A 24,053-nucleotide genomic window follows, 5' to 3' on the forward strand; every position below is an offset into this window, starting at 1 on the left:
TGACGACGACCTTGTACGTTACTCCTCACATTGACGCTACCTAGATCGTCAGTATACTGTCAATCAACAAACGATCGGGAGCAGCAACCATGGAAGCCGTGACCAAGACGCCGGAACGCGAGGCGTTCTACAAGAAGATCGACGGCGAGAATCTCACCGCGCTCTGGACGGTGATGAGCGACCTGATCACGCCGGAGCCGAGGAGCGCCTGCCGCCCTCACCTCTGGAAGTTCGACGTCATCCGCGACTACATGCTTGAAGCCGGCAAGCTGATCGCGGCCAAAGAAGCCGAGCGGCGCGTGCTGGTGCTGGAGAACCCGGGGCTGCGCGGGCAATCCAAGATCACGACGTCGCTCTATGCCGGCGTGCAGATGGTGGTGCCCGGCGACGTCGCGCCTGCGCACCGCCACAGCCAGTCGGCGCTGCGCTTCGTGCTCGAGGGCAAGGGCGCCCACACCGCCGTTGACGGCGAGCGCACCGCGATGGAGCGAGGGGACTTCATCATCACGCCGTCGATGACATGGCACGATCATTCCAACGAGACGAATGAGCCGATGTTCTGGCTCGATGGCCTCGACATTCCTCTGGTGCAGTTCTTCGACTGCTCCTTCGCGGAAGGCTCGAAAGAGGACCAGCAGAGAATTACAAAACCCGCAGGCGACAGTTTTGCGCGCTATGGCCACAACCTCTTGCCGGTCGACGTCAAGCGGAGCTCGAAGACATCGCCGATCTTCAGCTATCCCTATGCCTACACCCGCGAGGCGCTGGAGAAGGCCCGCGCGAGTCAGGAGTGGGACGCCTGCCACGGGCTCAAGCTGAAGTTCAGCAACCCCGAGACCGGCGATTTCGCTATGCCGACCATCGGCACCTTCATCCAGCTGCTGCCGAAGGGTTTTAGCACCGCGCGCTATCGTTCGACCGATGCCACCGTGTTCTGCCCGATCGAAGGCCGCGGCCGCAGCCGCATCGGCGACACCGTGTTCGAATGGGGCCCGCGCGATCTGTTCGTGGTGCCGAGCTGGCACTGGGTGACGCACGAGGCGGACGAAGACGCCGTGCTGTTCAGCTTCTCGGATCGGCCCGTGCAGCAAAAGCTGGACTTGTTCCGTGAGGATCGCGGGAACGCGTGAGGGCAATGGCCTCATACCCGGTGTCGTCCCGGACAAGCGCGCCCTAAGCGCGCGCCGATCCGGGACCCATAGCCACAGGGAGTAGTGAGACGCGAAGCGAATAACTCCGAGTCCCCTGATCACGCTTGCCTGTGGTTATGGGTCCCGGGTCCGCGCTCTCGCTTGCCCGGGACGACGGTTGTGATTGCGGCTACCGCCAATGCAACAGCCGCGTCTCAAGCCAGCCGATCACCTTCCCCACCGCAAGGCCAAACACCGACAGGATCACCACGCCCGCGAGCAGCTGATCCGTCTGCATCAGATTGCCGGCCTGCAGCACGAAAGCGCCGATGCCGTATTGCGCGCCGATCATCTCGGCGCTGACGACGAGCAGCAGCGCGACAGATGCGGTGATGCGGAAGCCGGCGAGGATCGCCGGCAACGCGCCCGGCCAGATCACCTTGCGCACGATGGTGGCGAAGGGAACGTTGAAACTCTGCGCCATGCGGATCAGGTTGCGTGGCACCGCATCGACGCCGCTATAGACCGAAATCGCGGTCGAGAAGAACACCCCGAGCGCAATGGTCGCGATCTTCGGCTCTTCGCCGATGCCGAGCCAGAGGATCAACAGCGGCAGCAGCGCGATCTTCGGGATCGGGAACAGCGCCGAGATGAAGGTGATGCCGACGCTGCGCGCCAGCCGCGACAGGCCGATGGCGAAGCCGACGGCGACGCCGGCTGCTGTGCCCAGCAGCCAGCCGACGCCGATGCGCAGGAGCGAGGCGGACAGATGCTGCCAGAGCGCGCCCGAGACCGCGAGCTGGTAGATCGCACGGACAATTGCAGAGGGCGTCGGCAGAAATAGCGCATTGACGAAGCCGGCGCTCCCCGCCGCCTGCCAGATCGCGATGACGAGCGCGAGCGCGATCCAGCCGCCGAAACGGCTCGAGGCAGGCACGAAGCCCGCGCCACGAAAGTGGACGCGCCGCGTCGGTTCGTTCTTGGCCGCCGTCTCCGTTGCCGCGCGATCAAGCATGCTGGACCTCACGCTCGGCGTCGATGGCTTCGTTGCGGATCAGCGACCAGATCTGGTTCTGCAGCGCCAGCAGTTTCTCGCGCGCCGCCGCTTCGCCGCGCGCCGCGCGCGTCATCGGCACGATCACGACCTCGCGGATGCGGCCGGGCCGCCGCGACAGCACCACGATGCGGTCGGCGAGCCGCGCGGCCTCTTCGAGATTGTGCGTGACATAGACGGCGCCCATGCCGCCATCGGCGAGCAGCCGAACGAAATCCTCCATCAGCAGCTCGCGGGTCTGCGAATCCAGTGCCGAGAGCGGCTCATCCATCAGCAGGATCGCGGGCTTCACCGCAAGCGCACGCGAGATGCCGACGCGCTGGCGCATGCCGCCCGAGAGCTGTTTTGGATAGGTCTGGCGAAAATCGGTGAGACCGGTGCGGCGCAAGGCGTCTTCGACCAGCGCGCGGCGCTGCGTGGCCGAGAGCTGGGTGTGCAACAGCGGGAATTCGACGTTCTCTTCCACCGTGGCCCAGGGCAGCAGCGCAAAATCCTGGAACACGAAGGTCAGCGGATTGAGACTGTCCGCCGGCGGCACCCCGCGCAGCTCGGGCGCGCCGGAGGTCGGCTGCAACAGCCCGCCCAGGATCGACAGCAGCGTGCTCTTGCCGCAGCCGGAGGGCCCGACGATCGCCACCACCTCGCCCGCGCCGACGGTGAAGGAGACGTCGTCGAGCACGGCGAGCTCGCCGAAGCGATGGGTGATGTGGTTGGCGATCAGGTCCATGCGATGAGCTCGCCTTTCAATCCGTCATCCTGAGGCGCTCGACTTGCGGCTTGCCGCAAATCGGGCCTCGAAGGATGTACGGCCCGGATGCAGCTCGGCCGTACATCCTTCGAGGCTCGCAGGCGCAGTGCCGATGCACTGCGCTACTCGCGCCTCAGGATGACGGGTCTGGAAGGGCGAGCGCATCGATCAATCCGCCTTCACGAATTCCTTCGCGATGATCGCGTTCACGTCAAAGCCCTTGTCGGCAAAACCCTGCTCCTGCAGCCATTTGATCTGGTTGTCGACGTTCTTCACATCCAGCTTGCCGTCGGGATCGATATAGGCGCAGTTGCCGACCACCTGCTCGACCGGCAGATTGGTGTACTTGGCGATGATCTCCAAGAGCGGTTTTGTCTGCTCGTTGATCGGGGCGACCCCGTCTTTCATCGCGGTGAGGATGACGTCGTGATATTCGCGGTCGGCCTTGGCCAAGGCGCCTAGCAGTTTTGTCACCAGCGCCTTGTTCGTCAGCGTCTTCGGCGAGGCGAATACCGCCCCTAACTGCCAGGGCGTCTCGTCGCCGACCCAGCCCAGAAACTTCGCGCCGCCCTCATCCATCAGCTTTCGCGCAGTAGAGATCGGCAGCAGCGCGGCATCGACAGTTTCGCCCTTCAGCGCAGCGGCCGCATTCGACAGCGATTGCAGCGGCACGATCTTCACGTCCGCGAGCTTGAAGCCGTATTTGTCGGCGAGCAGGCCGAGCGAATAGTGAAAGCTCGATCCGACCTGCGTCACCGCAACGCGCTTGCCCGCGAGATCCTTCGGGGTCTTCAAGCCCGCGGCGTAGGCATTGTTGCTGGCGAAATAGCCGATCAGGGGATAGCCGGGCTTCTCGCGGCTCATGCCGCCGATCACCTTCAGCACGCCCTTGCCGGCGAGATTGTAGAGACCCGCGGTGAAGGCGGTGACACCGAAATCGACGTCGCCCGAAGTGGTGGCGACCGCGATCGGCTGCGCCGCGTCGAAGAATTTCAGCTCGACGTCGAGGCCGGTCTCGCGGAAATAGCCCTTGTCCTGCGCGATGAAGACCGGCGCGGAAGAGGACAGGCGGAGCACGCCGATCTTGGCCTTCAGCGCGTCTTCGGCCCGCGCCGTACCTATCGCCATGATCGCCATCAGGCCCGCAAGCGCGAGCCGCACCATCCCGATCATCCCGTTTCCTCTCGTGGTTGTCTTGCAGTCTGCTACAGGCCTTCAGGGACCGGCTGATCCCGCCCGATGAAGGCGCCCTGTTGTTTCAACGTTTCCTGCAATTTTTCAATGGGGATGTCACGCGGGATCCGGTTTCCGGACAGCGCCAGCGCCGCGGCGGAACCGGCAGCCTCGCCCATCACGAAACAGGCGCCGGAGACCCGCGCCGCCGACTGGCCCTCATGGGTCATCGAGGCACAGCGGCCGGCGACCAGGAGATTGTCGACGCCCTCGGGCACCAGCATCCGGTAAGGCAGCTCGTTGTAGCCTCGCGATTCCGGGATCGGCGGGAAGGTGAAGACGACGTCGCCGGGAACATGCGCCTCGATCGGCCAGCCATTGACGCCGATGGAATCCGCGAACGAGGCGCAGCCGAGCACGTCCTCGCCACTGAGCTGATAGCCGCCCTTGATGCGGCGGGTCTCGCGGATGCCGAGCTGCGGCGGCAGGTCGACGATGTAGGATTTTTCGAACCCGGGCACAGTGCGCAGGAATTCGAACGCGGCGAGCGCCTGCTTGCGACCCTCGATCTCGCCGCGGGTGAGATCGTCCGGCTCGACGCCGTTGATGGCGTGGCCGTCCTCGCGTGCGACTTGCGTAAAGTTCACCCGCCATTCGATGCCGGACTTTTGCGGCCGGACGATCGCGCTCTTGCGCGGGAATGTGTGGGTGCCGGCCGCAAGCGCCTTTTCCATCAATTGCGGAATGGTGCGCCAGGCCTCGCCCGCCTTCCCAGGGTCTATACCGTTGAGGCGGAGCATCATCGAGGGATAGAGCGGATGACCGTGTTCGTCGCCGATGTCGAATGGCGCGCCGGCCCACACCGCGAGGTCACCGTCGCCGGAGCAGTCGATGAAGATCTCCGCGCGCACGGCCTGCCGGCCGCCCTTGGTCTCGACCAGCAGCGCGTCGATGCGGCTGTTATCACCCATCACCACGCCGGCGCCGAGCGCGTGAAAGAGGATGTGCACCTTGTTACTTGCGAGCAGCTCGTCGGCCGCGATCTTGTAAGCGGCGGTGTCATAGGCCTGGGCATAGACCTTGCCGAGGATCAGATGCGGCGTGTTGAGGCCGTTCAAGCGATCGATCCGCGCCAGCAGCTCGGACGCCAGACCCTGCACCAGCCGCCGGTGCTCGCCATGGACATTGCCGTGCAAGCCGCAGAAATTGGTGACGCCGGCGGCCGTCCCCATGCCGCCGAGGAAGCCGTAGCGCTCGATCAGCAGGGTCCGCCGTCCGGCCCGCGCCGCGGACGCCGCCGCCACGATGCCGGCCGGACCGCCGCCGAGCACGACGACTTCATATTCGCCGTAGAGCGGCACTTTGCGCGCTGGTTCATCGATCGTCGTGGCCCGCATGGCGCGTTCGCTCCCAAAATCTCTTGCTTGGGGCGACTATGAATTAACGCGAGGGAGCGTACAATCCACCAAAATAGGCGATCAACTTTCGCGAATCGAGAAAGATCGACATGGACATCCTGGTGAACCTGCAGGCCTTCCTCGCCACCGCGGATGCCGCCGGCTTCTCCGCCGCTGCGCGAAAACTCGGCGTCGCGACCTCGGTCGTCGCCAAGCGCGTCACGCAGCTGGAGGCGCGGATCGGCACGCCGCTGTTTCACCGCTCGACCCGACAATTGCGGCTGACCGAAGCCGGGCAGCGCTACGTGCATCGCGCCCGCGGCGTGGTCACTGATGCCACCGACCTGCTTTCACGGATGGGCGAGAAGGGCCACGATCTCGTCGATCATCTGCGCATCAAGGCGCCGACCTCACTGACGGTGGCGCGGCTGGCCGACGTGTTCAGCGCGTTCCAGACCCAGAACCCGAAGCTCAAGCTCGATATCGTGCTCATCGACCGCCCGGTCGATCCCGTCACTGAAGGTTTTGACATCGCCATCGGCGCTTTCCCGCATTCCTTCGGCGGCGTGGTCGACGAGCCACTCTGCGCGCTCAAGCGGCTGCTCTGCGCCTCACCGGCCTATTTGAAGAAGCACGGCACACCAAAACATCCGCGCGATCTGGTCGAGCATCGCTGCCTCAGTTTTCTGCCGACCGGCCCGGAATGGGCCTTCGACGGGCCGCGCGGCCGCATCAACATCCAGGTCAGCCCGTTGCTCTCCTCCAACGAAGGACACGTGCTGGCGCGCAGCGCCATCGCCGGCAACGGCATCGCGCTGATCTCGCATTATCTGGTCGCCGATGCCCTGCGGGACGGGACGCTGAAGCCGGTGCTGCGCGACTTTCCGATTCCGGAATTGTGGGTGAAGGCCGCGATTCCCGAGCGACGGCGCAATGCGGCTGCCGTGCAGGCGCTGCTCACCCTGCTGAAAACGTCACTGGCGCCGTCGCTGTGAGCCGTGTCTGGCGTCACAAGATGGCGGTTGCCCTCAGACGACGGACCTGAGAGAAGGGCCGTCGCGCCCACTGTCATCGCCCGGCTTGACCGGGCGATCCAGTATTCCAGAGGCGTCAAACGTATACGGAGAGGCCGCGGCGTACTGGGTCGCCCGGTCAAGCCGGGCGACGACAAGCACCTTGGTTCACAAATGGATTCGACGCTTTTGAAATTCTTCCTTCCCGCTCTGATCGCATTTGCGATCTCAACCAGCCCCGCTGCAGCCTTGGAGCAAAACTGCCGCTTCATCCCAGCCAAGCCCGATCGCGAGGCCTGCTACAAGCGGCAGGAGGACGAGCTGGCGGCGAAGCGCAAGCCTGCACCTGCGACCGACGAGAGCAAGGCGCTCGAAACGCTGCGCCAATTGCGCCAGGACGACGATGCCGTCTATCGCAGCATCAACAACATCTGCCGCGGCTGCTGACGCTCAAGCTTTCGCACCGCCCCACTTCGCCGCACGCTTCTCGGCGAACGACGCCAGCCCTTCCGCGGCCTCCGCGCTCTGGCGCTTGAGCGAGTGCAGGTGCACGAGCCGCTTGTAGGCGGCATCGTCCACTGCCATGCCGCCGAAGGAGCTCTCCAGCGCTAGCTGCTTGGTCTCGGCCATCGCCTCCGGTCCATTGGCGAGCAGCTGCTCGACCACCTTGCTGCCTGCGGCCTCCAGCTCGGCGAGCGGCACCACCTCGTGCACGAGGCCGATGCGGCGGGCGTCCTCGGCGCCGAAACGCTCGCCGGTCAGCGCGTAGCGGCGGACTTGCCGGACACTGATGGCATCGCAGAGCTGCGGGATGATGATCGCGGCGGTCAGACCCCAGCGCACCTCGGTGATCGAGAACAGGGCGTTGTCCGCGGCGATGACGACGTCGCAGGCCGCGATCACGCCGGTGCCGCCGCCGAAGCAGCCGCCCTGCACCAACGCGACGGTGGGGATCGGCAAGGTGTTGAGCCGCTGCACGGCTTCGAACGTCGCCCGCGAGGCCGCCTCGTTCGCCTCGGCCGATTGCGGCCGCACGCCGTTGATCCATTTGAGGTCGGCGCCGGCCTGGAAATGCTTGCCGTTGCCCCGGAGCACGACGACGCGCAAATTGGGTTTCCTGCCGAGGTCGTCCATGGCCGCGAGCACGCCCGCGATCAACGCTCCGTCATAGGCGTTGTTCACCTCCGGCCGGTTCAACGTGACGGTCGCGACCCCACGCTCATCGAGGGTCCACAGGACGGGGCTGGCAGTCATCGGCGATCCTCCGGTCGTTTGTTTGCCCTGCACTATGGCCGAGGCAACGCATCCCGATCCATATCTTTCCGGCGTAGGGCAGCCGCGTCCATCGCATGGCGGCTTGTGTCATGCTGGCGGCGGACCGCACCAAGGGATAGATACGGGATATCATCATGCGCATCTGCATTTTCGGCGCGGGCGCCGTCGGCAGCCACATTGCGGTACGGCTGGCGCGCGCCGGCCATGAGGTCAGTTGCGTGATGCGGGGAGCGCATCTGGAGGCGGCTCGCGCCAATGGTCTCAAGCTGCGCGTCGGCGATTCCGAGGTCAGTGCCAAGGTGAACGCATCAGGCGATCCGGCCCAGCTCGGCCCGCAGGACGTCGTGATCTCGACGCTGAAGGCGACCGCGCTTCAGGGGCTGGTGTCCAGCATCAAGCCGCTGCTCCAGGACGAGACCGCGATCGTGTTCGCCCAGAACGGGATTCCATGGTGGTACGGGATCGGGCTGCCGCCGCGGCATCCGACCCCGCCCGACATTTCCTTCCTCGACCCCGGCGGCCGCCTGCGCGCCTGCATTCCGAAGGAGCGCATCATCGGCGGCGTCGTCTTCTCCTCCAACGAGGTGACCGCGCCCGGCGTGGTGCAGAACCTGACGCCGGACCGCAACCGCCTCCTGATCGGCGAATGCGACGACCGCAATTGCGAGCGGATCACGAAGCTGCGCGGCGTTTTCAACGATGCGCGGCTGGAATCGCCGCCGGTCGCCGAGATCCGCGAGGCGATCTGGTCAAAGCTACTGACCAACATGTCGCTCTCGGTGCTGTGCCTGCTCACCGGCCAGACCGCGCGCGGCGTGCGCGACGACCCTGCTTTCGCCGAGGTCATCCCGCGCATGCTGAACGAGGCCAACGAGATCGCCCAGCATTTCATTCCCGAGGTCAAGCGCGTCACCCGCAGCGGCCCCGCCCCCAACCACAAGCCGTCGCTGCTGCAGGATTACGAGCTCGGCCGCGCCATGGAGATCGACGTGCTGGTGAAGGCGCCCCAAGCCTTCGCGCGCAGCGCCGGCCTGTCGACACCGACGCTCGACCTGATCGCCGCGCTGGCGATCCAGAAGGCGCGCGACAAGGGGCTTTATTCGGCCTGAGCCTCAAGCGAGCCCGTCGATCCAGGCCGCGAGCGTGTCCAGCACCTCAGTGAGTGCCTCGTCATTGGTACGGCCCGATTTCTTCAGCACCGCGAAGGAGTGATCCCCTCCTTCGATTTCATGCAGCGTTGCCTTCGGGCCGAGCTTCTCGACGACAGGCTTGAGATAGCCTAGATCGGCAAGCCCGTCGCGCGTGCCCTGCAGGAACAGCATGGGGATTGCGATGCCGGCGAGGTGCTCGGCGCGCTCGCTCGACGGCTTCTTGGCGGCATGCAGGGGGAAGCCGAGGAAGGCGAGGCCTTTGACGTCAGGCAGCGGTGCCTTCGACTGCGCCTGCGAGGTCATGCGCCCGCCGAACGATTTTCCGCCAGCGACGAGCTTCACGCCGGGGCAGAGCCGCGCCGCCTCCGCGACCGCCGCGCGGATGGCGGCATGCGCAACAGCCGGCGCGTCAGGACGCCCCTTCTTCTCTTCCATGTAGGGGAAGTTGAAGCGGAACGTTGCGATGCCGCGCTCTGCGAGGCCAGCTGCGACCTTCTCCATGAAGGAATGCCGCATGTCCGCGCCCGCGCCGTGCGCCAGCACGTAGCAGGCGCGCGCACGATCCGGCCGCGTCAGCATCGCCGAGACCGTGCCGATGCGCTCGATGTCGAGCTTGAGCTCCGTCGTCTTGCTCGTCATGACGTCATCCAGGCCTCGCTCAACGGCGCGCGGCGCTCGCCGGCCATAGATAGTTCAGGACCTGATCAAGCGTCATCATGACCTCGCGGCGTCCGCTCTCGTTCCTCACAGAGCCGAATTTCTCTTCGAGCGCAAGCTTGGCAAAGCCGTGAACGGTCGACCAGGCCGCCGCAGCCGCCGTCTTCGCCTCCTTCGCAGTACCGGCGACCAGTTCGGACACGACGGTCTCAAAGGCGTGACCGGCGGCCCGGCTCGCCTGCTTCAAGCGCGCATCGTCGGCAACGAGACGCTTGTTCGCAAACATCATCTGGAAACGGCCCGGGTGCCTCAGCGCAAAATCGACATAGGCCAGCCCCTGGGCATGGAGCTTGTCGCGCGCGCCCTGCTTGCCGGAGGCCGCCGCGCGCAAGGCTTCGGCCAGCGCGTCGTAACCGCGGATCGCGACCTCGGTCAGAAGGCCCTGCGCATTGCCAAAATGATGCGACGGGGCAGCCGGCGAGACCCCGGCGCGGCGGGCGGCCTCACGCAGCGTGAAACCCTCGGCACCCTGCTCGGCCAGAATGGCTTCGCTGGCGGCGATCAGCGTCTCCTGCAATTCACCGTGATGATAGCCGGGCTCCGGCTTTGGCCGTGTCGCACCGGCGCTGCGTTTGCCTGAGGAGGCCTGCTTCTTCATGTAACTTGACACTGTTTAGATCGCGGCCTATCTATCTTAACACTGTTCAGATTGAGCGACCGGAGTTCGAAATGACCGAAATGCAGGATATCACCCCAAGCAGCCCGGTAAAGCGCCGTCATCTGGTCGGGGGCGCGGTCCTGGGCGTGCTCGCGGGAGCCGCCGGCGGCCTCGCCGGTGGCGTGGCGCTCGGCGAGAGTGCGACGCTGCCCCAGCAGAAGCCGAGCGGCAAGCGCCGATTCGAGGGCAAGGTCATCATCGTCACGGGGGGCACCTCCGGCATTGGTCGCGCCGCGACGCGGATGTTCGCGGCCGAAGGCGGCCGGGTCGCCTTCTGCGGCCGCAACGTCGAACGCGGCAAACAGGTGGAGAACGGGGTGCGCGAGGCCGGCGGCGAGGCCAGTTTCATTCGCGCCGATCTCCGCAACGAGGCCGAGGTGAAGACGCTGGTCGACAAGACCATCGAACGCTACGGCCGGCTCGACGTCGCCTTCAACAATGCCGGCATCTCGGTCGAGAAACCCCTGCACGAGTACAGCGCGGCTGAGTTCGACGACGTGATCGGCACCGACCTGCGCGGCGTGTTCCTGTCGATGAAATATCAGATCCCGCACATGTTACAGAAGGGCGGATCGATCGTCGTCACCTCGTCGTCCAACGCCATCGCGACCACGGCCAACCGCTCCGCCTATTCGGCGGCCAAGCGCGGACTGGTCGGCCTGGTTCAGGCCGCCGCGCTCGACTACGCAAGGTACGGCATCCGCATCAACACGCTGATCCCGGGCACGACGGATACGCCCTTCATTCGCCGCCTGTCGGGCATGGAGAATCTGCCCGACGCCGCCTGGCATATTGCCATCGCGCAATGGGCCAAGTCGCATGTTCCAGGGCTGCAACGTGTGGCAACGCCGGAGGAGATCGCAGCTTTCGCCCTGGTACTGGCCTCGGACGATCATCCCTACACCACCGGCGGTCAGTTCGTCATTGACGGCGGCAAGACGGCGCAGGCCGGATAACCCGTGGCGGCGACACTGCGCCGGCAGCCTGAAGACACAATCATCCCTATTCTTGGTTGGCCTACCAGAAGCGGGCGGGCTTGCGTCGGTCCCGACTGCTGTGGCACGCGTGATGTGCACGCGCCGTCCACGCCAAGATGAGGTAATCATGTCCTACCGCTCCTCCTGGATGACCGAAGAGCTCGACGTCTTCCGCGACCAGTTCCGGAAATATCTCGCCAAGGACCTGGCGCCGCACGCCGAAAAATGGCGCGAGCAGAAGATGGTCGACCGCTTCGCCTGGCGCGGGCTCGGAGAGATGGGCGCGCTCTTGGCGAGCGTGCCGGAGGAATATGGCGGCCTCGGCGCCACCTTCGCCTATGACGCCGCCGTGCTCGACGATCTCGAAAGCACCGTGCCGGAGCTGACCACCGGCGTCTCCGTGCACAGCGCTATCGTCGCCCATTACATCCTCAATTACGGCTCGGAGGAGCAGAAGAAGCGCTGGTTGCCGAAGATGGCGTCGGGCGAGATGGTCGGCGCCATCGCCATGACCGAGCCTGGCACCGGCTCGGACCTGCAAGCCGTCAAGACCACGGCGAAGAAGCAGGGCAATTCCTACGTTATCAACGGCCAGAAGACGTTCATCACCAACGGCCAGGCCGCCGATCTCGTCATCGTGATCGCCCGCACCGGCGAGGCCGGCGCCAAGGGCATCTCGCTGATCGTGGTCGAGACCGCGGGCGCGGACGGCTATAAGCGCGGGCGCAACCTCGACAAGATCGGGCTGCACGCCTCCGACACATCGGAGCTGTTCTTCGATAATGTCACGGTCCCACCGGAGAACCTGCTCGGCAAGGAAGAAGGCCAGGGTTTTGTCCAGCTGATGCAGCAATTGCCGCAGGAACGCCTCGCGCTCGCGGTCGGCGCCGTCGCCTCGATGGAGCGCGCCGTCAAGCTCACCACCGACTACACCAAGGAGCGGAAGGCGTTCGGCAAGCCGCTGATGGATTTCCAGAACACCGCCTTCACGCTCGCCGAGCGCAAGACCGAGGCGATGATCGCACGCGTCTTCGTCGACTGGTGCATCGAGCGCCTGATCGCAAAAGACCTCGACACCGTCACGGCATCGATGGCGAAATACTGGTGCTCGGAGAAACAGGTCGAGACCGCCGACGAATGCCTGCAGCTGTTCGGCGGCTACGGCTACATGCAGGAATACCCGATCTCGCGCATCTTCATCGATTCCCGCATCCAGAAGATCTATGGCGGCACCAACGAGATCATGAAGCTGTTGATCGCAAGGTCGCTGTAGGCGCCGTGCCGTCTCAATTCGGATGCCACCAGCGGCCGCCGATGACGACACCCTCCGAGACGATCTTGCTGTTACCGATCAAGTGCTCGCCGACGACGTCTTCATAGTCGAACTGGCCTTGCCTGACCGAGATCAGCGTGGCGTCGCCGACGCTGCCCGGCTTGAGGCTGCCGAGCTCGGGGCGCCGCAGCGCCATTGCCGCGTTCACCGTCGAGGCCGCGATGACCTCGGAGAGCTCCATGCCCATGCACAGGAACTTCGACATGGTCGTGACCTGATCGTAGGCCGGGCCGTCGATACAGAGCTGATGGATGTCGGAGGAGATGGTGTCCGGATAGAAGCCGTTGGCGAGCATGGCGCGCGCGGTCTTGAACGCGAACGAGCCCTTGCCGTGGCCGATATCGAACAGCACACCGCGCTCGCGCGCGTCCAGCACCGCCTTCTTCACCGTTCCCTGCGCGGTCGCCGGCGTATTGGGGAACGGGCGGAATGCGTGGGTCAGCACGTCGCCGGGACGCAGGCGGGCGAGCACGTCCTCATAGCTCGGCGGCGGATGATCGATATGCGCCATCAAGGGCATGCCGACCTCGTTGGCGACCTCGAGCGCGATGTCGAGCGGCACCGCGCCGGACGTGCCCGAAGAATGCAAGCCGACACGTACCTTGATGCCGACGATGAGGTCGCGGTTGGCGTCGGCCACCTTGGCCGCCTCGATCGGATTCATCAGCCGCAGCTCCTCGCTCTCGCCGACCATGATCCGGTGCGAGAAGCCGAAGATGCCGGCATGCGAGACGTGTAGGTAAGCGAGGATGCGGACCTGGCTCGGCTCGATCACATGCTTGCGGAAGCCGGCGAAGTTGCCGGGACCCGCGCTGCCAGTGTCGACGGAGGTGGTGACGCCGGAGGTGCGGCAGAATTCCTCGGCATCGATGCCGAGCGAGGTGCCGCCCCAATAGACATGGGTGTGGAGATCGATCAGCCCCGGCGTGACGATGAACCGTGAGACATCGCGCACATCGGTGCCCGGATCGGCCTTGAGCCCGCTCCCGATCGCCGCGATCTTGCCGCCGGCAAAGGCGACGTCGGTCACGGCATCGAGCTTCTGCGAGGGGTCGATCACCCGCCCGCCGCGCAGGATCAAGTCGAAAGGCATTGTCGTCTCCGGATGGAACAGTGAGATGTAGCCGGCATGTCAGCCGGGCCAGCGAGGAAGGAAGCCGCTTCTAGCAATTTTCGCGCCGAATGGCGTGGCAAACCGTAACGTGGACCGACATGGCGAAATCGGCTTGATTCCGACAGCTAAGTTACTGGCAAGGGACTATAAAGATTGGCGATCCCGGGAAGACTCGAACTTCCGAAAGGTGGCGGAGAGGGAGGGATTCTAATCCACTCTCCAGAATTGATCGAAAATCGTAGAAAATACAAAGCCTTCCGGACAACCTTCGGATTTGTGTGTACCGAATTTGGCCGACGATGCAAGCTGAGCGCGAGGTAGTAAGCTGCTCCGGCGGCCAACGAGCCCTTGCAGCAGAGAGTGCGGAACGCCTGGCACGGCGTGCACAGCCCAAAGATCCGGCGCGGCTCGTGGGATGGTGATCAGCGAACTCAAGGTCGTCCTCAGTGGGCGTGGCAGCACCGGATTTTCGCGCTAGCATTACCGCACGAGCCTTTTGCCGCGCCGGCGAGCCTGGCATTGCGACGACCTCTTCTCGTCTTGAAATTCTGCGACACCGGCCTGATACTTGGATCAAGTCCTTGGCCATCAGCACTCCGAGGAAGACGATCATGGCAATCCAGATCGTGATGGACAGCACCGGCGATAGCCGTCATTTTTTCAATCCAGACGACGCACGAGAGCTCGCGAAGGCGGAGCGGCGGTTCTACGAACTGGCCCATGCCGGCTTCACCGCGGCGGTCCGGACGGGTCCGGGTCAAGTCTCGCAAATGCGATCGTTCGATCCGAACGCGGAAGAAACCGTATTCTTTCCCAGGCTGGTCGGCGGGTGATCGGCCCGCGCCATGTTGGGCTTTAGATCATCTCGCCAACGCCGGCGCGCGAGAGCCATTCGGGCTCTCTTCATCAGACACGGCGCCGAGAGAACTCCGGAGGGCCGCTCGCTGCAGCTCTTGCGCGACTGGCTATCGCCCGCCCAGCGGGCTCAATTCGCGGGAAAGGGCTATTTCGAGGTCATCGGTGGCGACACTGGCAGGCAATATAGGATCTACGCGGGCGCGTCGACGAACGTCTGCGAGATCGACGAAAAGGGCCGCCCGACGCGCGGCCTGTGTTTCATGCCGCGTGGTAATCTGCCGGTCGGAGATGTTATGCTTTCCCAGAAGATCGCGCTGGAATGCTGCGAGAACCGCGCGCTCGAGCTGGCCAGAAGGTTCGCACCGTCCGGTTTCATGTTTCGGCGAAGTCGGCTCCTTGGTTGAGCCGTTACGCTCCTCCATCGGCGAAAGTTTTGCCGTGTCGGAGATCCAGGGCGAGCCGGATCGATCGGGACACCCGTCCACAACGCCGCCATGAAATTCGAGGCTACGTCGACCTCGGTATTAATTTCTAACTGCCGTCTGCTTCTTGTCGGTTGCTTTATAGCCTGCATGGTGTCGCCCTCAATGTGCGGGCCACCCGGGCCTGAGACGGCCAAATGGAATCAGAACGGATCGCGTACGTCGAGGAAATGCCAATATTTATTGGGTTTCTTGCGTCGGAATGACTGGCGATCCCGGGAAGACTCGAACTTCCGACCTACGGTTTAGGAAACCGCCGCTCTATCCGGCTGAGCTACGGGACCGCGGAACCCGAAAGCTGCGGGTTCGGCCTCCTCATAGCAGAGCAGGATGCGGTTCGCCAGCCGCAAGGCGGACGAGATCATCTGCAAGCTGAGCAAGGCGGCCGTACAATGCGCCCAGGTCCCTCTTGGCGGAGCAGCCCACATGATCGAGAGCATCAGCGCCATCACGCTCGGCACCCATGACATGGCGCGCGCCGTGCAGTTCTACCGCTCGCTCGGGTTCGAGCTGTTGTATGGCGGCGAAGCCGCAGCATTCACGAGCTTTCGCGCCGGCAGCGGCTATCTCAACCTGACGGCGCAGCCGGGCGACAAGCGCTGGTCCTGGTGGGGCCGCGTCATCTTCTATGTCACCGATGTCGAGGCGACCTATGAGCAGGCGCGCGCGGCGGGATGGCAGCCGTCGACCACGCCGCGCGATGCGGAATGGGGCGAGCGCTACTTCCATCTCAGCGACCCGGACGGCCATGAGCTCAGTTTCGCGCGGCCGTTGTCCTGACCGGATAAGTCGCAGTCGCTGACGTTCCAGAGAATAAGTGGCGCTGTCTCAGCCGCTGTGGCAAGCTGGGCGCGGTTTCCTCAAGCGACAATTGCATCTGGATTCTAACCAGGGAGGACGACCATGGTGACCTATGTCGTGCTGGGAAATTTCACCGATCAGGGAATCCGCAACGTCAAGGACTCGCCGAAGCGGGCCGAGGCCTTCAAGGAGATGGCCAAAACGTTCGGCGTGACCGTGAAAGAGATCGTCTGGACGCAGGGACGATATGACATTGTGACCGTGCTCGAGGCCCCGGATGAGGCTGCCGCGATGTCGCTCGGCCTTAGTCTCGGCGCACTCGGCAATGTCCGCACCGAAACGATGCGCGCGTTCTCGGCAGCAGATATGAAAAACATCGTCGGCAAGATGCTCTGACGTTCAAGCCCGCGCGAGCGCACTGGACCTGGGATGGTGTCCCGGAACAGGCCTCTCACGCCCTGATATTGTTGTCCTTCACCACCTTGCCCCAATAGGCGACCTGCTTGTCGAAGAAGGTCTTGAACGTGGCGCCGTCCTGGAGCAGCAGCGTCATGTGCTGGGTATCCTTGAGCTGGGCAGCGGTCGCGGGCTCGCTCAGGATCTCCTTGGATGCCGTCGCCATGGCAGCGACGACGTCCGGCGGCGTACCCGTGGGCGCGAAAACACCCCACCATGCCAGCGTCTCGAAATCGGGAAACCCGGCCTCGATCGCGGTCTGCGTATCAGGCAGGGCCGGCAGCCGCTCGCGGCCGAGCTGCAGGATCGGACGCAGCATGTTGGTGCCGAGCTGGGCGGCAACCAGCGCCGCCGATCCTGCGATGAGATCGACATGGCCGCCGAGCACGTCGTTCATGGCTGGCCCGCCGCCACGATAGGGCACGTGCATGATCTCGACGCCGGCCTTGCTGCCGAGCACGGTCATGGCGAGATGGCCGAGCGTGCCGATGCCGACCGAGGCATATTTCACCGCGCCGGGCGTCGCCCTGCAGGCCGCCACCACGTCGGCAAAGCTCTTGTAGGGGCGGCCGGCGCCGGCCGCGATCACGTAAGGCGCGGTGCCGATCAGCAGGACCGGCATCAGCTCGCGCTCGACATCGACCGGCGGCTTGTCGAGGATCGACGGGATCACCGCATGGGAATCGAACGTCACCAGGAACGTCGAGCCGTCCGCCGGGCTCTTGGCGACCTGCGCCGCACCGAGCGCACCGGCGGCGCCCGACTTGTTCTCGACCACGACGATGCGATTGAGCTTGGTCTGCAGATTGCTCTGCAGCAGCCGCGCCATCGCGTCGGTCGAGCCGCCCGGCGGGAACGGCACCACCAGCGTGATCTTACCGGCCTGCGCTGCTGCCGGTGCCATCGCGAGAATGGCAGGTGCAGCCAGCAGCGTGCGTCGTGTGATCGTCATGATCCCCTCCCTTGTACTCGCGCTGGGCTTATTTGCTCTCTAGCGCTTCAGGTCGTCCCGAAACCCGACCCCGGTTTTCTGTATTCTGGCCGAGGCGGACTGAAAATGTCCAGCACGCGGGCGCCATCGGGGCCGGCGCGCATGGTGTGCGGCACGTTGCCCGGCGTGCGCCAAAAATCGCCCTTTTTCACCGGGATTTCCTCATCGCCCTGGACGCGGATGGCGGAGCCGTCGAGCAGCACGCCCCATTGCTCCTCGGGGTGATGGTGCAGCGTGCCCTGCGCATGCGGCGCCAGCGTCACCACCGACAGCATCGCCTGCTCGCCGGAGAAGATGCGCGTGGTCACGCCGGCGGCGAGCTCGCGGAATAGCCCGTCACTAGTATCGTCGAGATTGTGGAATTCGTCCTTCTGGCTCACGCCGTCCTCCCTTTCTGCTTTCTATCTTGCCGTAGACAGACGCACGGCAGCCAGGAGCCGTTCCTTGAACTCACCTTTCAAGGTCACGTATACGCTGGACCATTTTCGGCTCTTGAACTCGCAGCTGCCGCGCGGACAATATTCTTGATCGTGATAGTCGCCGCTGAGAACGCCGAACAGGGTCATTCGGCTCCCCAACAGACGAAACAGGGCGCTGCCCGATGCGCCAAATGTGAACTCGCAGCTCGTTTCAAACGTCGACCAGTCCCTTACGTCGCGGATTTGGCACTCCTGCATCGTCTTGTTGAACGGCCCGTACCTGTCCCGCTTTCCTCTGGCTTCGATGTCATAGCCGACAACTGCCAGGACGCGCTCCAGCTCGACCAAAATATCGGTCCGCTCATAGATCTCGTAAGGCGTGACGTCCGCTGGAAATGCGAGCTTTACGACTGCCCAATCGCTGACAACCGCTTTCGGCGCGCTATCGGCGCAGGTGTCCATCCATAGGCTCGCCGACAACGGAATGGTCCGCCTCTCTGCCCCCAGATAATACTCGAATGTACACTTGTCCGGGGACGTATGGGGTTTGCAGAGATCCCGAAATGCATGAGCTGCCGTCGTGATCACGTCGCGCGCTCCCGTCACTTGAGCGCTGCTATCTCCGCCGGGACATCGCAGGACTCCACTTGCCGCAAAGCGGTTTCCGACCTCGTCCGGGGAGAGATCATTTGCTCTTGCGTAGGTCTCTTCCGTCATTCGCCGATCGCGCTCGGTCGAAGCAACCGGAACGATCGGCCGCGCAGGATGGCCATTGATGGCCCCCCGCCTCTCCCACGAACTAACCTCGTTGCTTGCAGAGACCCACAGAACGAGAAAGCCAGGCAGGACGACTGCGTAATTCCTCATCATTCAAAGCAACCTCAGCATCAAAAAGCATGAGAGAACTTCGTCCGAAATAAAGACCGTGAAATCACTTTCGAAAATAGCAATGGCCGACTTCGACTTGCAATCAGTTCAGCCATTGCCTTGACTTAAGCCCCGCGTCGATCAGGACTTGCCGTAGGAACCCTGGTAGCGGCCTTCGCGGATCGCCTTCATGGTCTCCTCCTCGCGCGCGACCTGGGCGCGGACGGCGTCCAGCAGCGCGGTGGCGCCCGCGGCGGGAAACGACACCACGCCGTCCTCGTCGCCAACGACGATGTCGCCGGGCGCGATCACGCTGCCGCCGATCGTCACCGGCACGTTGATCTCGCCGGGACCGTTCTTGTACGGGCCGCGATGGATCACGGCGCGGGCGTAGCAGGGAAAGTCGTCGGCCGCGAACGCCGCAACATCGCGGATCGCGCCGTCGATGACATAGCCTTCGGCTTTGCGCCATTGCGCGATGTTCTTCATGATCTCGCCGACCAGCGCGCGGGTCTCGTCGCCGCCGCCATCGACCACGATGACGTCGCCAGGCCCGACCAGCTCCAGCGCGCGGTGGATGGCGAGATTGTCGCCGGGACGGGTGCGCACGGTGAAGGCCGTACCCACCAGCTTGCCGCCGCGATGAAAGGGCCTTAGCCCCACTGCGCCCGGCAGCCGGGCGAGATTGTCCGAGATCACCGAGGTCGGCGCATGCCTGAAACCTTCGATGATATCGGCCGGCGGCTTCGGCACGCTGCTCGCTGCGATGGTGATCGTCATGTCAGTCCTTCCGTGTTTGTCTATTCGGCGTGCGCCGGCGCCTTCGCCGGCAAAATCCGGAAGGCGCGTCCCTCCTTCATCCACGCCGCGCGCTCATCGCGCAACAGCGTGCGACGAACTTTTCCGGAATCATCGCGCGGCGGAGCACTGACGAACTCGAAGCTTTCGGGGGAGCAGCATCAGTGGTTTGCACTTCCTTTTCTTGGCGTCGCCGCAGAGGGTGAGGCGCTCGCAACACAAGTGTAACAGCCTGCCGACGCGGCGCTGTGACTCCCACGCCACGTCAAGCATAAAATGTCAGCATCCCAGCCATGAAATTCCAGGGTTCCATGGGTGACAAGGCGGCGATAAAGGGGCAAAAATCCGGCTCGACTCAGTTCGGGTTGAGTTTGGCAAGGAATGCTCTCGTAGAATGTCGGCTGTCCTTACATCGCCTCGTGCAGCGCTGCTTCTCGTTGCCGCAGCAGGATTTTTCCTGCTGACGCATGCCGATGCCGAGGCGCAATGGTGGAAACGTGCGCCGGTTGATTTCGAGGAATGCGCCGACGCCGCCGAGAAGGCCGCAACCAAGACCGAGAAGACATCCGCGCTCGCCGACTGCAACGCCAGGTTTGCCGGCCGCCGCAAGCCGGGCGGCGGCTATTCCTATTACGACTTCCTCCAGGATCGCACCTTCGACATCGCCGGCCCCAATCCGACGCCGGAGGAGCAGAAGAAGATCGACGAAGCCTACACCGCCTATCTCGCCAATCAGCGTCGCAGCAATGAAGCGGCCCAAGCGACGGCCCGCCAGCAGCGTGAGCAGCAAGAGCAACAGGTGCAGCAGCTTCAGCAGGTCGCGCTGCGAGCCGACGTCGAGCGCGTGCCCATCCCGGTCGAGCGGCCGAAGGTCCAGCAGGCCGTAGGCGCGAGGGCAAAGAGCGCGCCGTGCACCAAGGGCTCGTTCTCCTGCGAATGGCCGCGGCTATCGGAAAGCCTGAACGATCTGAAGAAGCTGTTCAACCCGACACCGAGCAAGCCCGCGAAGAAGGGGTGAGCTGCGGCCACACACTCCACTGTCGTCCCGGACAAGCGTAAGCGCAGATCCGGGACCCAACCACGAAACTGAATTTGACGACGACTCGAGGTTGTCAGCCTCGCGCCAAACTTCTCCCTGTGGCTATGGGTCCCGGATCGGCGCGCGCTTTTGAGCGCGCTTGTCCGGGACGACAGCGGAGCATGTGGCTTCAGTTTGGATGCTTCTTCTTGCTGCGCTTGGATGTGGGCACCGTTGAGGTCGCCGGCGCCGTTGCCGTCGGTGAACCACCCAATTGCGACCTGCTCTCCTGCAATCGCCTGTCATAGCCGGGAGAGTTCACGACCGTCGGTGGCCTCGCATAGGCTAGCGTCGACGCGCCGCAGAACGCGGCCAGCGCGAACCCGATCATCAGACAACGCTTCATCGCGTTCCTCCTTCGCACTCACGCCGACCCGCGGATCTGCTGCGGCGTCAGCCGCGGCGGGCCGTTGCCGGCCGCCTCGGCTTGCTTGATCAGCGCAACAATACGGCGCATCAGCGGCACGTCGATATCGTTTTGCTCGGCGAGCGCGATGACCGCACCCTGGAGATAGTCGATCTCGGTCTTGCGGCCCTGCTTCAGATCCTGCCACATCGAGGAGCGCGCCTCGGGATCGATCTTGATCGTGCGTCCCAGGATCACGTTGAAGATCGCGTCTGGCAGCCGCAGCAGGGCCGGCGTCCAGCCCATTGGGATTGGCGTCGCCGAGACCGGCGTGATGCCAGACGCCTTCAGCGCGGCCAGCCCCTCTGCCATCTGGTCCGCGAACAGCCTTCGCCAGTCGCGGTTCGCCAGTTGCGCGGCGAGCGGCATGTCGGACAGCGCGCTGAGCGCATTGTTCAGGTTGATGATCAGCTTACCCCATTGCACGCCGGTGATGTCACCACTCCGACGCACCGTAAGGCCGGCGACCGAGAGCTTTCCGGCCGTGTTCTCCGCATCCTCTCCAATATGAATGTCGCCGGAGGTCGAGCGGTGGAAACGGCCCTCGCCCATCGCGATCACGTTGAACGGCACCATGCCGGCAAGCACGCGGCGGCCGCCGAGCCGCTCGCGCAGCACCGCGACATTGCCGATGCCGTTCTGGAGCGAGACGATGACGGCATCCTGCGGCGCATGCTGCGCGATCTGATCCGCGACAGCGGCGGTGTCGGCGCTCTTCACCGTCACCAGCACGATGCCGGCGCAGTGGAAGATCGCAGGATCCTCTGATAGCGCGAGCTGCCCCGCGCCAAGCCTTTTCTCGGAGCCGTCGAAATCGGTCAGCCGCAGTCCGAACCGCTCGATCTCGGTCTTTACCCGCGGCCGCACCAGCAGCGCGATACGGCGACCGGCAGCGGCCAGCATGCCGCCGGCGAAACAGCCGATGGCGCCGGCGCCGGCCACCACGATCGGTCGATCCGTAACCACTGAGCTCGCTCCCTGAATGACCGGCCCTTCGATAGCAGAGGCGAGGGCGGCTGCCCATTGGTTGCGACGCATCCGCCTTGTAACCGTCATGAGAGCCCCATATGTTTTCGCCCCGGGGGCAGTCAGCGGCGAGCGCTCGCCGAACGAGACGCCAAAGGAGAGCACCATGGGTCTACTCGACGTCCTCAACGGCATGCAGAACGGCCCGCGCGGCCCCAGCACGCCGAGCTCCGAGAAATCCTCCGGCGGCATGTCGCCGATGACCATGGCGCTGCTCGGCCTGCTCGCCTGGAAGGCGTTCAAGCATTTCACCGCCAATCAGTCGGGCTCAGCGCCGCAACCGTCACCGGCGCCCGCGCCTCCTCCGGTGAACGCAGGTGCGGGTGGCGGTCTGAGCGATCTGCTGAAGGGTGGCCTCGGCGGCCTGCTCGCGGGCGGCGCGGCCGGCACCGTGCTCAGCGGCGGGCTCGGCGATCTCCTCAACCAGCTGCAGCAGAGCGGTCACGGCGACACCGCGAATTCCTGGGTCGGCAAGGGCGAGAACAAGCCGATCGCTCCGGGCGATCTCGCCAGCGCACTCGGCGCCGACCAGATCGACAGCCTGTCCGCCCAGAGCGGCCTGTCACGCGAGGAGCTGCTCTCCGGCCTCAGCCAATATCTGCCGCAGGTGATCGACCATCTGACGCCGGACGGACGGCTGCCGACCGAGAACGAACTCTCGGAGCGAATCTGATGGCGGTCTCGGGAAGGGGAGCACACTCATGAGCATGGGCGGCCTGTTGTGGATCATCGTCGTCGGCTTCGTCGCCGGCCTCATCGCGCGCTGGCTTGCGCCGGGGCCGAACAATCCGAGCGGCTTCATCCTCACCACCATCCTCGGCATCGCCGGCGCCTTTCTGGCGACCTTCGTCGGCCAGGCCATCGGCCATTACAGCCCCGACCAGGGTGCCGGCTTCATCACGGCGACGATCGGCGCCGTGGTGGTGCTGTTCATCTGGCACCGGCTGGTGGCGAGCGGGGTGATCAAGGGGTGAACACATTCGGTGTCGTCCCGGACAAGCGCGCCCCAAGCGCGCGCGGATCCGGGACCCATAGCCCCAGGGAGTGGTTTGGCGAAGGTTGATAACTCCGAATCTTCGCGAAACCACTCCCTGTGGTTATGGATCCCCGCGCCCCGTGCGCTATTGCGCACTAGGCGGGATGACAGCGGAGTTTGGTGCGCGATCTCACGTAATCAAATGCATCCCTGCATCCATGCGCACGACCTCGCCGGTCATGTTGCTGGAGGCCGGCATCGCCAGGAAGCAGACGAGCTGGGCGATGTCTTCGGCGGATGAGGCGACCTTCAGCGGCACCTTCGCCACGACGCTGTCGCGCACCTGCTTGGCGCCGGCCTCGCCGCGGCCCTTGGTGAACCAGGGCGTGTCGATGTAACCGGGGCATACGGTGTTGACGCGGATCAGCGGCGCCAGCGCGCGCGACAGCGACAGCGTCATGGTGTTGAGCGCGCCCTTGCTCGCGGCGTACGCAATCGACGAGCCGACGCCGCTGATGCCGGCGACCGACGAGACGTTCACGACCGCCGACGGACGCCCCGAAGCCTTCGCAGCGGCTTCGAGCAGGCTGCGCGCGGCGCGCACCATCTGGAACGGACCGATGGTGTTGACGCCGTAGACCCGCTGGAAATCTTCCGCCGACAAGCCGTCGAGATCCGCGTGAGCCACGTGCTTGGTGGTGCCAGCATTGTTGACGAGAATATCGAGCCGGCCCCAGCCGCTAGCTGCAGCGACGATCTTGCGGCAATCCTCATCCTTCGAGACGTCGCCCTGCGCAACCAGCACCTCCGCCGCGCCGGCCTTGCGGCAGAGCTCGGCCGTAGCCTCTGCTTCCTTCTGGCTCGACGAATAGTTGATGACGAGCCGCGCCCCGCTCCGCGCCAGAATTTCCGCGGTTGCTGCGCCAAGGCCGGAGGCAGACCCCGTCACGATTGCGCACAAGCTGTCCTTTGCCATCCCGATCTCCTTCCCCTGTCTTTGATCGCGGCGTCCTGTTTAGCGAGTTTGCCGCGCCCTGCAAATCGAGCAAACTCCGCTAAGCGGAATTAGCCTTCTATTGGTCCTTGCGCCCATGCCCGCGCCGCAGGTTGACCTGCGATCAACGCTTGTCAGGGCCATGGCTTTTTCCGATCATC

The 24,053-nt window shown here is 64.5% G+C and carries 27 protein-coding genes and 1 tRNA gene; 13 read left to right on the forward strand and 15 right to left on the reverse strand.

The window, feature by feature from the left end; all coding sequences use genetic code 11:
- Nucleotides 1-89 precede the first annotated feature (89 nt).
- On the forward strand, nucleotides 90-1,130 hold the full coding sequence (gtdA, locus tag YU9_RS0116365) for a gentisate 1,2-dioxygenase (protein ID WP_027573826.1): 1,041 nt from the start codon (nucleotides 90-92) through the stop codon (nucleotides 1,128-1,130).
- A 190-nt stretch (nucleotides 1,131-1,320) separates the two neighbouring features.
- On the opposite strand, the gene YU9_RS0116370 is transcribed toward gtdA, so the two are convergent.
- From YU9_RS0116370 to YU9_RS0116385, 4 genes are all read right to left on the reverse strand, one after another.
- Nucleotides 1,321-2,145, reverse strand: coding sequence for an ABC transporter permease (locus YU9_RS0116370; protein WP_027573827.1), 825 nt, complete (start codon nucleotides 2,143-2,145; stop codon nucleotides 1,321-1,323).
- Complete coding sequence (locus tag YU9_RS0116375; protein ID WP_027573828.1) at nucleotides 2,138-2,911, reverse strand: ABC transporter ATP-binding protein; 774 nt, start codon at nucleotides 2,909-2,911, stop codon at nucleotides 2,138-2,140. Before YU9_RS0116375 ends, YU9_RS0116370 begins: the two co-directional genes overlap by 8 nt.
- A 189-nt stretch (nucleotides 2,912-3,100) precedes the next feature.
- Complete coding sequence (locus YU9_RS0116380) at nucleotides 3,101-4,105, reverse strand: ABC transporter substrate-binding protein (protein ID WP_027573829.1); 1,005 nt, start codon at nucleotides 4,103-4,105, stop codon at nucleotides 3,101-3,103.
- Between the two features lie 32 nt (nucleotides 4,106-4,137).
- The gene (locus YU9_RS0116385) at nucleotides 4,138-5,502 is read right to left on the reverse strand and encodes an FAD-dependent oxidoreductase (protein ID WP_027573830.1); all 1,365 of its coding nucleotides are present in this window, start codon (nucleotides 5,500-5,502) and stop codon (nucleotides 4,138-4,140) included.
- Between the two features lie 110 nt (nucleotides 5,503-5,612).
- On the opposite strand from YU9_RS0116385, the gene YU9_RS0116390 reads away from it, so the two are divergent.
- Together YU9_RS0116390 and YU9_RS0116395 are read left to right on the forward strand one after the other, a co-directional pair.
- Entirely contained in the window at nucleotides 5,613-6,497 is an 885-nt protein-coding gene (locus tag YU9_RS0116390; protein ID WP_027573831.1) for a LysR family transcriptional regulator, read from the forward strand.
- 192 nt (nucleotides 6,498-6,689) lie between these two features.
- Nucleotides 6,690-6,962 (forward strand): hypothetical protein, encoded by a 273-nt coding sequence (locus YU9_RS0116395; protein ID WP_027573832.1) that lies wholly within the window; start codon nucleotides 6,690-6,692, stop codon nucleotides 6,960-6,962.
- A gap of 3 nt (nucleotides 6,963-6,965) precedes the next feature.
- Here the strand turns inward: YU9_RS0116395 and YU9_RS0116400 are convergent, their stop codons facing one another.
- The gene (locus YU9_RS0116400; RefSeq protein ID WP_027573833.1) at nucleotides 6,966-7,769 is read right to left on the reverse strand and encodes an enoyl-CoA hydratase-related protein; all 804 of its coding nucleotides are present in this window, start codon (nucleotides 7,767-7,769) and stop codon (nucleotides 6,966-6,968) included.
- A gap of 155 nt (nucleotides 7,770-7,924) precedes the next feature.
- On the opposite strand from YU9_RS0116400, the gene YU9_RS0116405 reads away from it, so the two are divergent.
- Entirely contained in the window at nucleotides 7,925-8,899 is a 975-nt protein-coding gene (locus YU9_RS0116405; RefSeq protein WP_027573834.1) for a ketopantoate reductase family protein, read from the forward strand.
- 3 nt (nucleotides 8,900-8,902) lie between these two features.
- Here YU9_RS0116405 and YU9_RS0116410 read toward each other — a convergent pair whose 3' ends face one another.
- Together YU9_RS0116410 and YU9_RS41555 are read right to left on the reverse strand one after the other, a co-directional pair.
- Nucleotides 8,903-9,580, reverse strand: coding sequence for an alpha/beta family hydrolase (locus YU9_RS0116410; protein ID WP_027573835.1), 678 nt, complete (start codon nucleotides 9,578-9,580; stop codon nucleotides 8,903-8,905).
- 19 nt (nucleotides 9,581-9,599) lie between these two features.
- Complete coding sequence (locus YU9_RS41555; RefSeq protein ID WP_156951929.1) at nucleotides 9,600-10,268, reverse strand: TetR/AcrR family transcriptional regulator; 669 nt, start codon at nucleotides 10,266-10,268, stop codon at nucleotides 9,600-9,602.
- Between the two features lie 59 nt (nucleotides 10,269-10,327).
- On the opposite strand from YU9_RS41555, the gene YU9_RS0116420 reads away from it, so the two are divergent.
- Nucleotides 10,328-11,272, forward strand: a complete 945-nt coding sequence (locus tag YU9_RS0116420; RefSeq protein ID WP_027573836.1) for an SDR family NAD(P)-dependent oxidoreductase — start codon at nucleotides 10,328-10,330, stop codon at nucleotides 11,270-11,272.
- A gap of 148 nt (nucleotides 11,273-11,420) precedes the next feature.
- Nucleotides 11,421-12,566 carry an acyl-CoA dehydrogenase family protein gene (locus tag YU9_RS0116425; RefSeq protein WP_027573837.1) on the forward strand — a complete coding sequence of 382 codons (1,146 nt, stop codon included), beginning with the start codon at nucleotides 11,421-11,423 and terminating at the stop codon, nucleotides 12,564-12,566.
- A gap of 13 nt (nucleotides 12,567-12,579) precedes the next feature.
- On the opposite strand, the gene YU9_RS0116430 is transcribed toward YU9_RS0116425, so the two are convergent.
- Nucleotides 12,580-13,719 (reverse strand): amidohydrolase/deacetylase family metallohydrolase, encoded by a 1,140-nt coding sequence (locus tag YU9_RS0116430; protein WP_027573838.1) that lies wholly within the window; start codon nucleotides 13,717-13,719, stop codon nucleotides 12,580-12,582.
- A gap of 632 nt (nucleotides 13,720-14,351) precedes the next feature.
- Between YU9_RS0116430 and YU9_RS0116435 the strand changes: the two genes are divergently transcribed.
- Together YU9_RS0116435 and YU9_RS0116440 are read left to right on the forward strand one after the other, a co-directional pair.
- A complete protein-coding gene (locus tag YU9_RS0116435; protein WP_027573839.1) occupies nucleotides 14,352-14,573 on the forward strand; it encodes a hypothetical protein in 222 nt (73 codons plus the stop codon).
- 120 nt (nucleotides 14,574-14,693) lie between these two features.
- Nucleotides 14,694-15,002 (forward strand): hypothetical protein, encoded by a 309-nt coding sequence (locus YU9_RS0116440; protein WP_371259158.1) that lies wholly within the window; start codon nucleotides 14,694-14,696, stop codon nucleotides 15,000-15,002.
- A 285-nt stretch (nucleotides 15,003-15,287) separates the two neighbouring features.
- Here YU9_RS0116440 and YU9_RS0116445 read toward each other — a convergent pair.
- A tRNA-Arg gene (locus YU9_RS0116445) sits at nucleotides 15,288-15,364 on the reverse strand.
- Nucleotides 15,365-15,506: 142 nt separating this feature from the next.
- Between YU9_RS0116445 and YU9_RS0116450 the strand changes: the two genes are divergently transcribed.
- Nucleotides 15,507-15,860, forward strand: coding sequence for a VOC family protein (locus YU9_RS0116450; protein WP_027573841.1), 354 nt, complete (start codon nucleotides 15,507-15,509; stop codon nucleotides 15,858-15,860).
- Nucleotides 15,861-15,983: 123 nt separating this feature from the next.
- Nucleotides 15,984-16,277: a GYD domain-containing protein gene (locus YU9_RS0116455; RefSeq protein WP_027573842.1), complete on the forward strand. Its 294-nt coding sequence runs from the start codon at nucleotides 15,984-15,986 to the stop codon at nucleotides 16,275-16,277.
- Nucleotides 16,278-16,332: 55 nt separating this feature from the next.
- Here YU9_RS0116455 and YU9_RS0116460 read toward each other — a convergent pair whose 3' ends face one another.
- The 4 genes from YU9_RS0116460 to YU9_RS0116475 all read right to left on the reverse strand — a co-directional run bounded on the left by YU9_RS0116460 (nucleotide 16,333) and on the right by YU9_RS0116475 (nucleotide 19,394).
- Nucleotides 16,333-17,289, reverse strand: a complete 957-nt coding sequence (locus tag YU9_RS0116460) for a tripartite tricarboxylate transporter substrate-binding protein (protein ID WP_027573843.1) — start codon at nucleotides 17,287-17,289, stop codon at nucleotides 16,333-16,335.
- Between the two features lie 47 nt (nucleotides 17,290-17,336).
- Nucleotides 17,337-17,708, reverse strand: coding sequence for a cupin domain-containing protein (locus tag YU9_RS0116465; protein WP_027573844.1), 372 nt, complete (start codon nucleotides 17,706-17,708; stop codon nucleotides 17,337-17,339).
- 21 nt (nucleotides 17,709-17,729) lie between these two features.
- Nucleotides 17,730-18,209, reverse strand: a complete 480-nt coding sequence (locus tag YU9_RS47750; protein WP_156951930.1) for a hypothetical protein — start codon at nucleotides 18,207-18,209, stop codon at nucleotides 17,730-17,732.
- A 546-nt stretch (nucleotides 18,210-18,755) separates the two neighbouring features.
- Nucleotides 18,756-19,394 (reverse strand): RraA family protein, encoded by a 639-nt coding sequence (locus YU9_RS0116475; protein WP_027573846.1) that lies wholly within the window; start codon nucleotides 19,392-19,394, stop codon nucleotides 18,756-18,758.
- A 412-nt stretch (nucleotides 19,395-19,806) separates the two neighbouring features.
- On the opposite strand from YU9_RS0116475, the gene YU9_RS49035 reads away from it, so the two are divergent.
- Nucleotides 19,807-20,430 carry a hypothetical protein gene (locus YU9_RS49035; RefSeq protein ID WP_027573848.1) on the forward strand — a complete coding sequence of 208 codons (624 nt, stop codon included), beginning with the start codon at nucleotides 19,807-19,809 and terminating at the stop codon, nucleotides 20,428-20,430.
- Between the two features lie 424 nt (nucleotides 20,431-20,854).
- Here YU9_RS49035 and YU9_RS0116490 read toward each other — a convergent pair whose 3' ends face one another.
- Nucleotides 20,855-21,862, reverse strand: a complete 1,008-nt coding sequence (locus YU9_RS0116490; RefSeq protein WP_027573849.1) for a 2-dehydropantoate 2-reductase — start codon at nucleotides 21,860-21,862, stop codon at nucleotides 20,855-20,857.
- A 166-nt stretch (nucleotides 21,863-22,028) separates the two neighbouring features.
- On the opposite strand from YU9_RS0116490, the gene YU9_RS0116495 reads away from it, so the two are divergent.
- Together YU9_RS0116495 and YU9_RS0116500 are read left to right on the forward strand one after the other, a co-directional pair.
- Nucleotides 22,029-22,595 (forward strand): YidB family protein, encoded by a 567-nt coding sequence (locus YU9_RS0116495; protein WP_027573850.1) that lies wholly within the window; start codon nucleotides 22,029-22,031, stop codon nucleotides 22,593-22,595.
- Between the two features lie 28 nt (nucleotides 22,596-22,623).
- A complete protein-coding gene (locus YU9_RS0116500) occupies nucleotides 22,624-22,896 on the forward strand; it encodes a GlsB/YeaQ/YmgE family stress response membrane protein (RefSeq protein WP_174221543.1) in 273 nt (90 codons plus the stop codon).
- A 192-nt stretch (nucleotides 22,897-23,088) separates the two neighbouring features.
- On the opposite strand, the gene YU9_RS0116505 is transcribed toward YU9_RS0116500, so the two are convergent.
- Nucleotides 23,089-23,874 carry an SDR family NAD(P)-dependent oxidoreductase gene (locus tag YU9_RS0116505; protein WP_027573852.1) on the reverse strand — a complete coding sequence of 262 codons (786 nt, stop codon included), beginning with the start codon at nucleotides 23,872-23,874 and terminating at the stop codon, nucleotides 23,089-23,091.
- Nucleotides 23,875-24,053: the final 179 nt, after the last annotated feature.

The sequence above is a fragment of the Bradyrhizobium sp. WSM1743 genome, assembly GCF_000473065.1.
Lineage (GTDB): Bacteria > Pseudomonadota > Alphaproteobacteria > Rhizobiales > Xanthobacteraceae > Bradyrhizobium.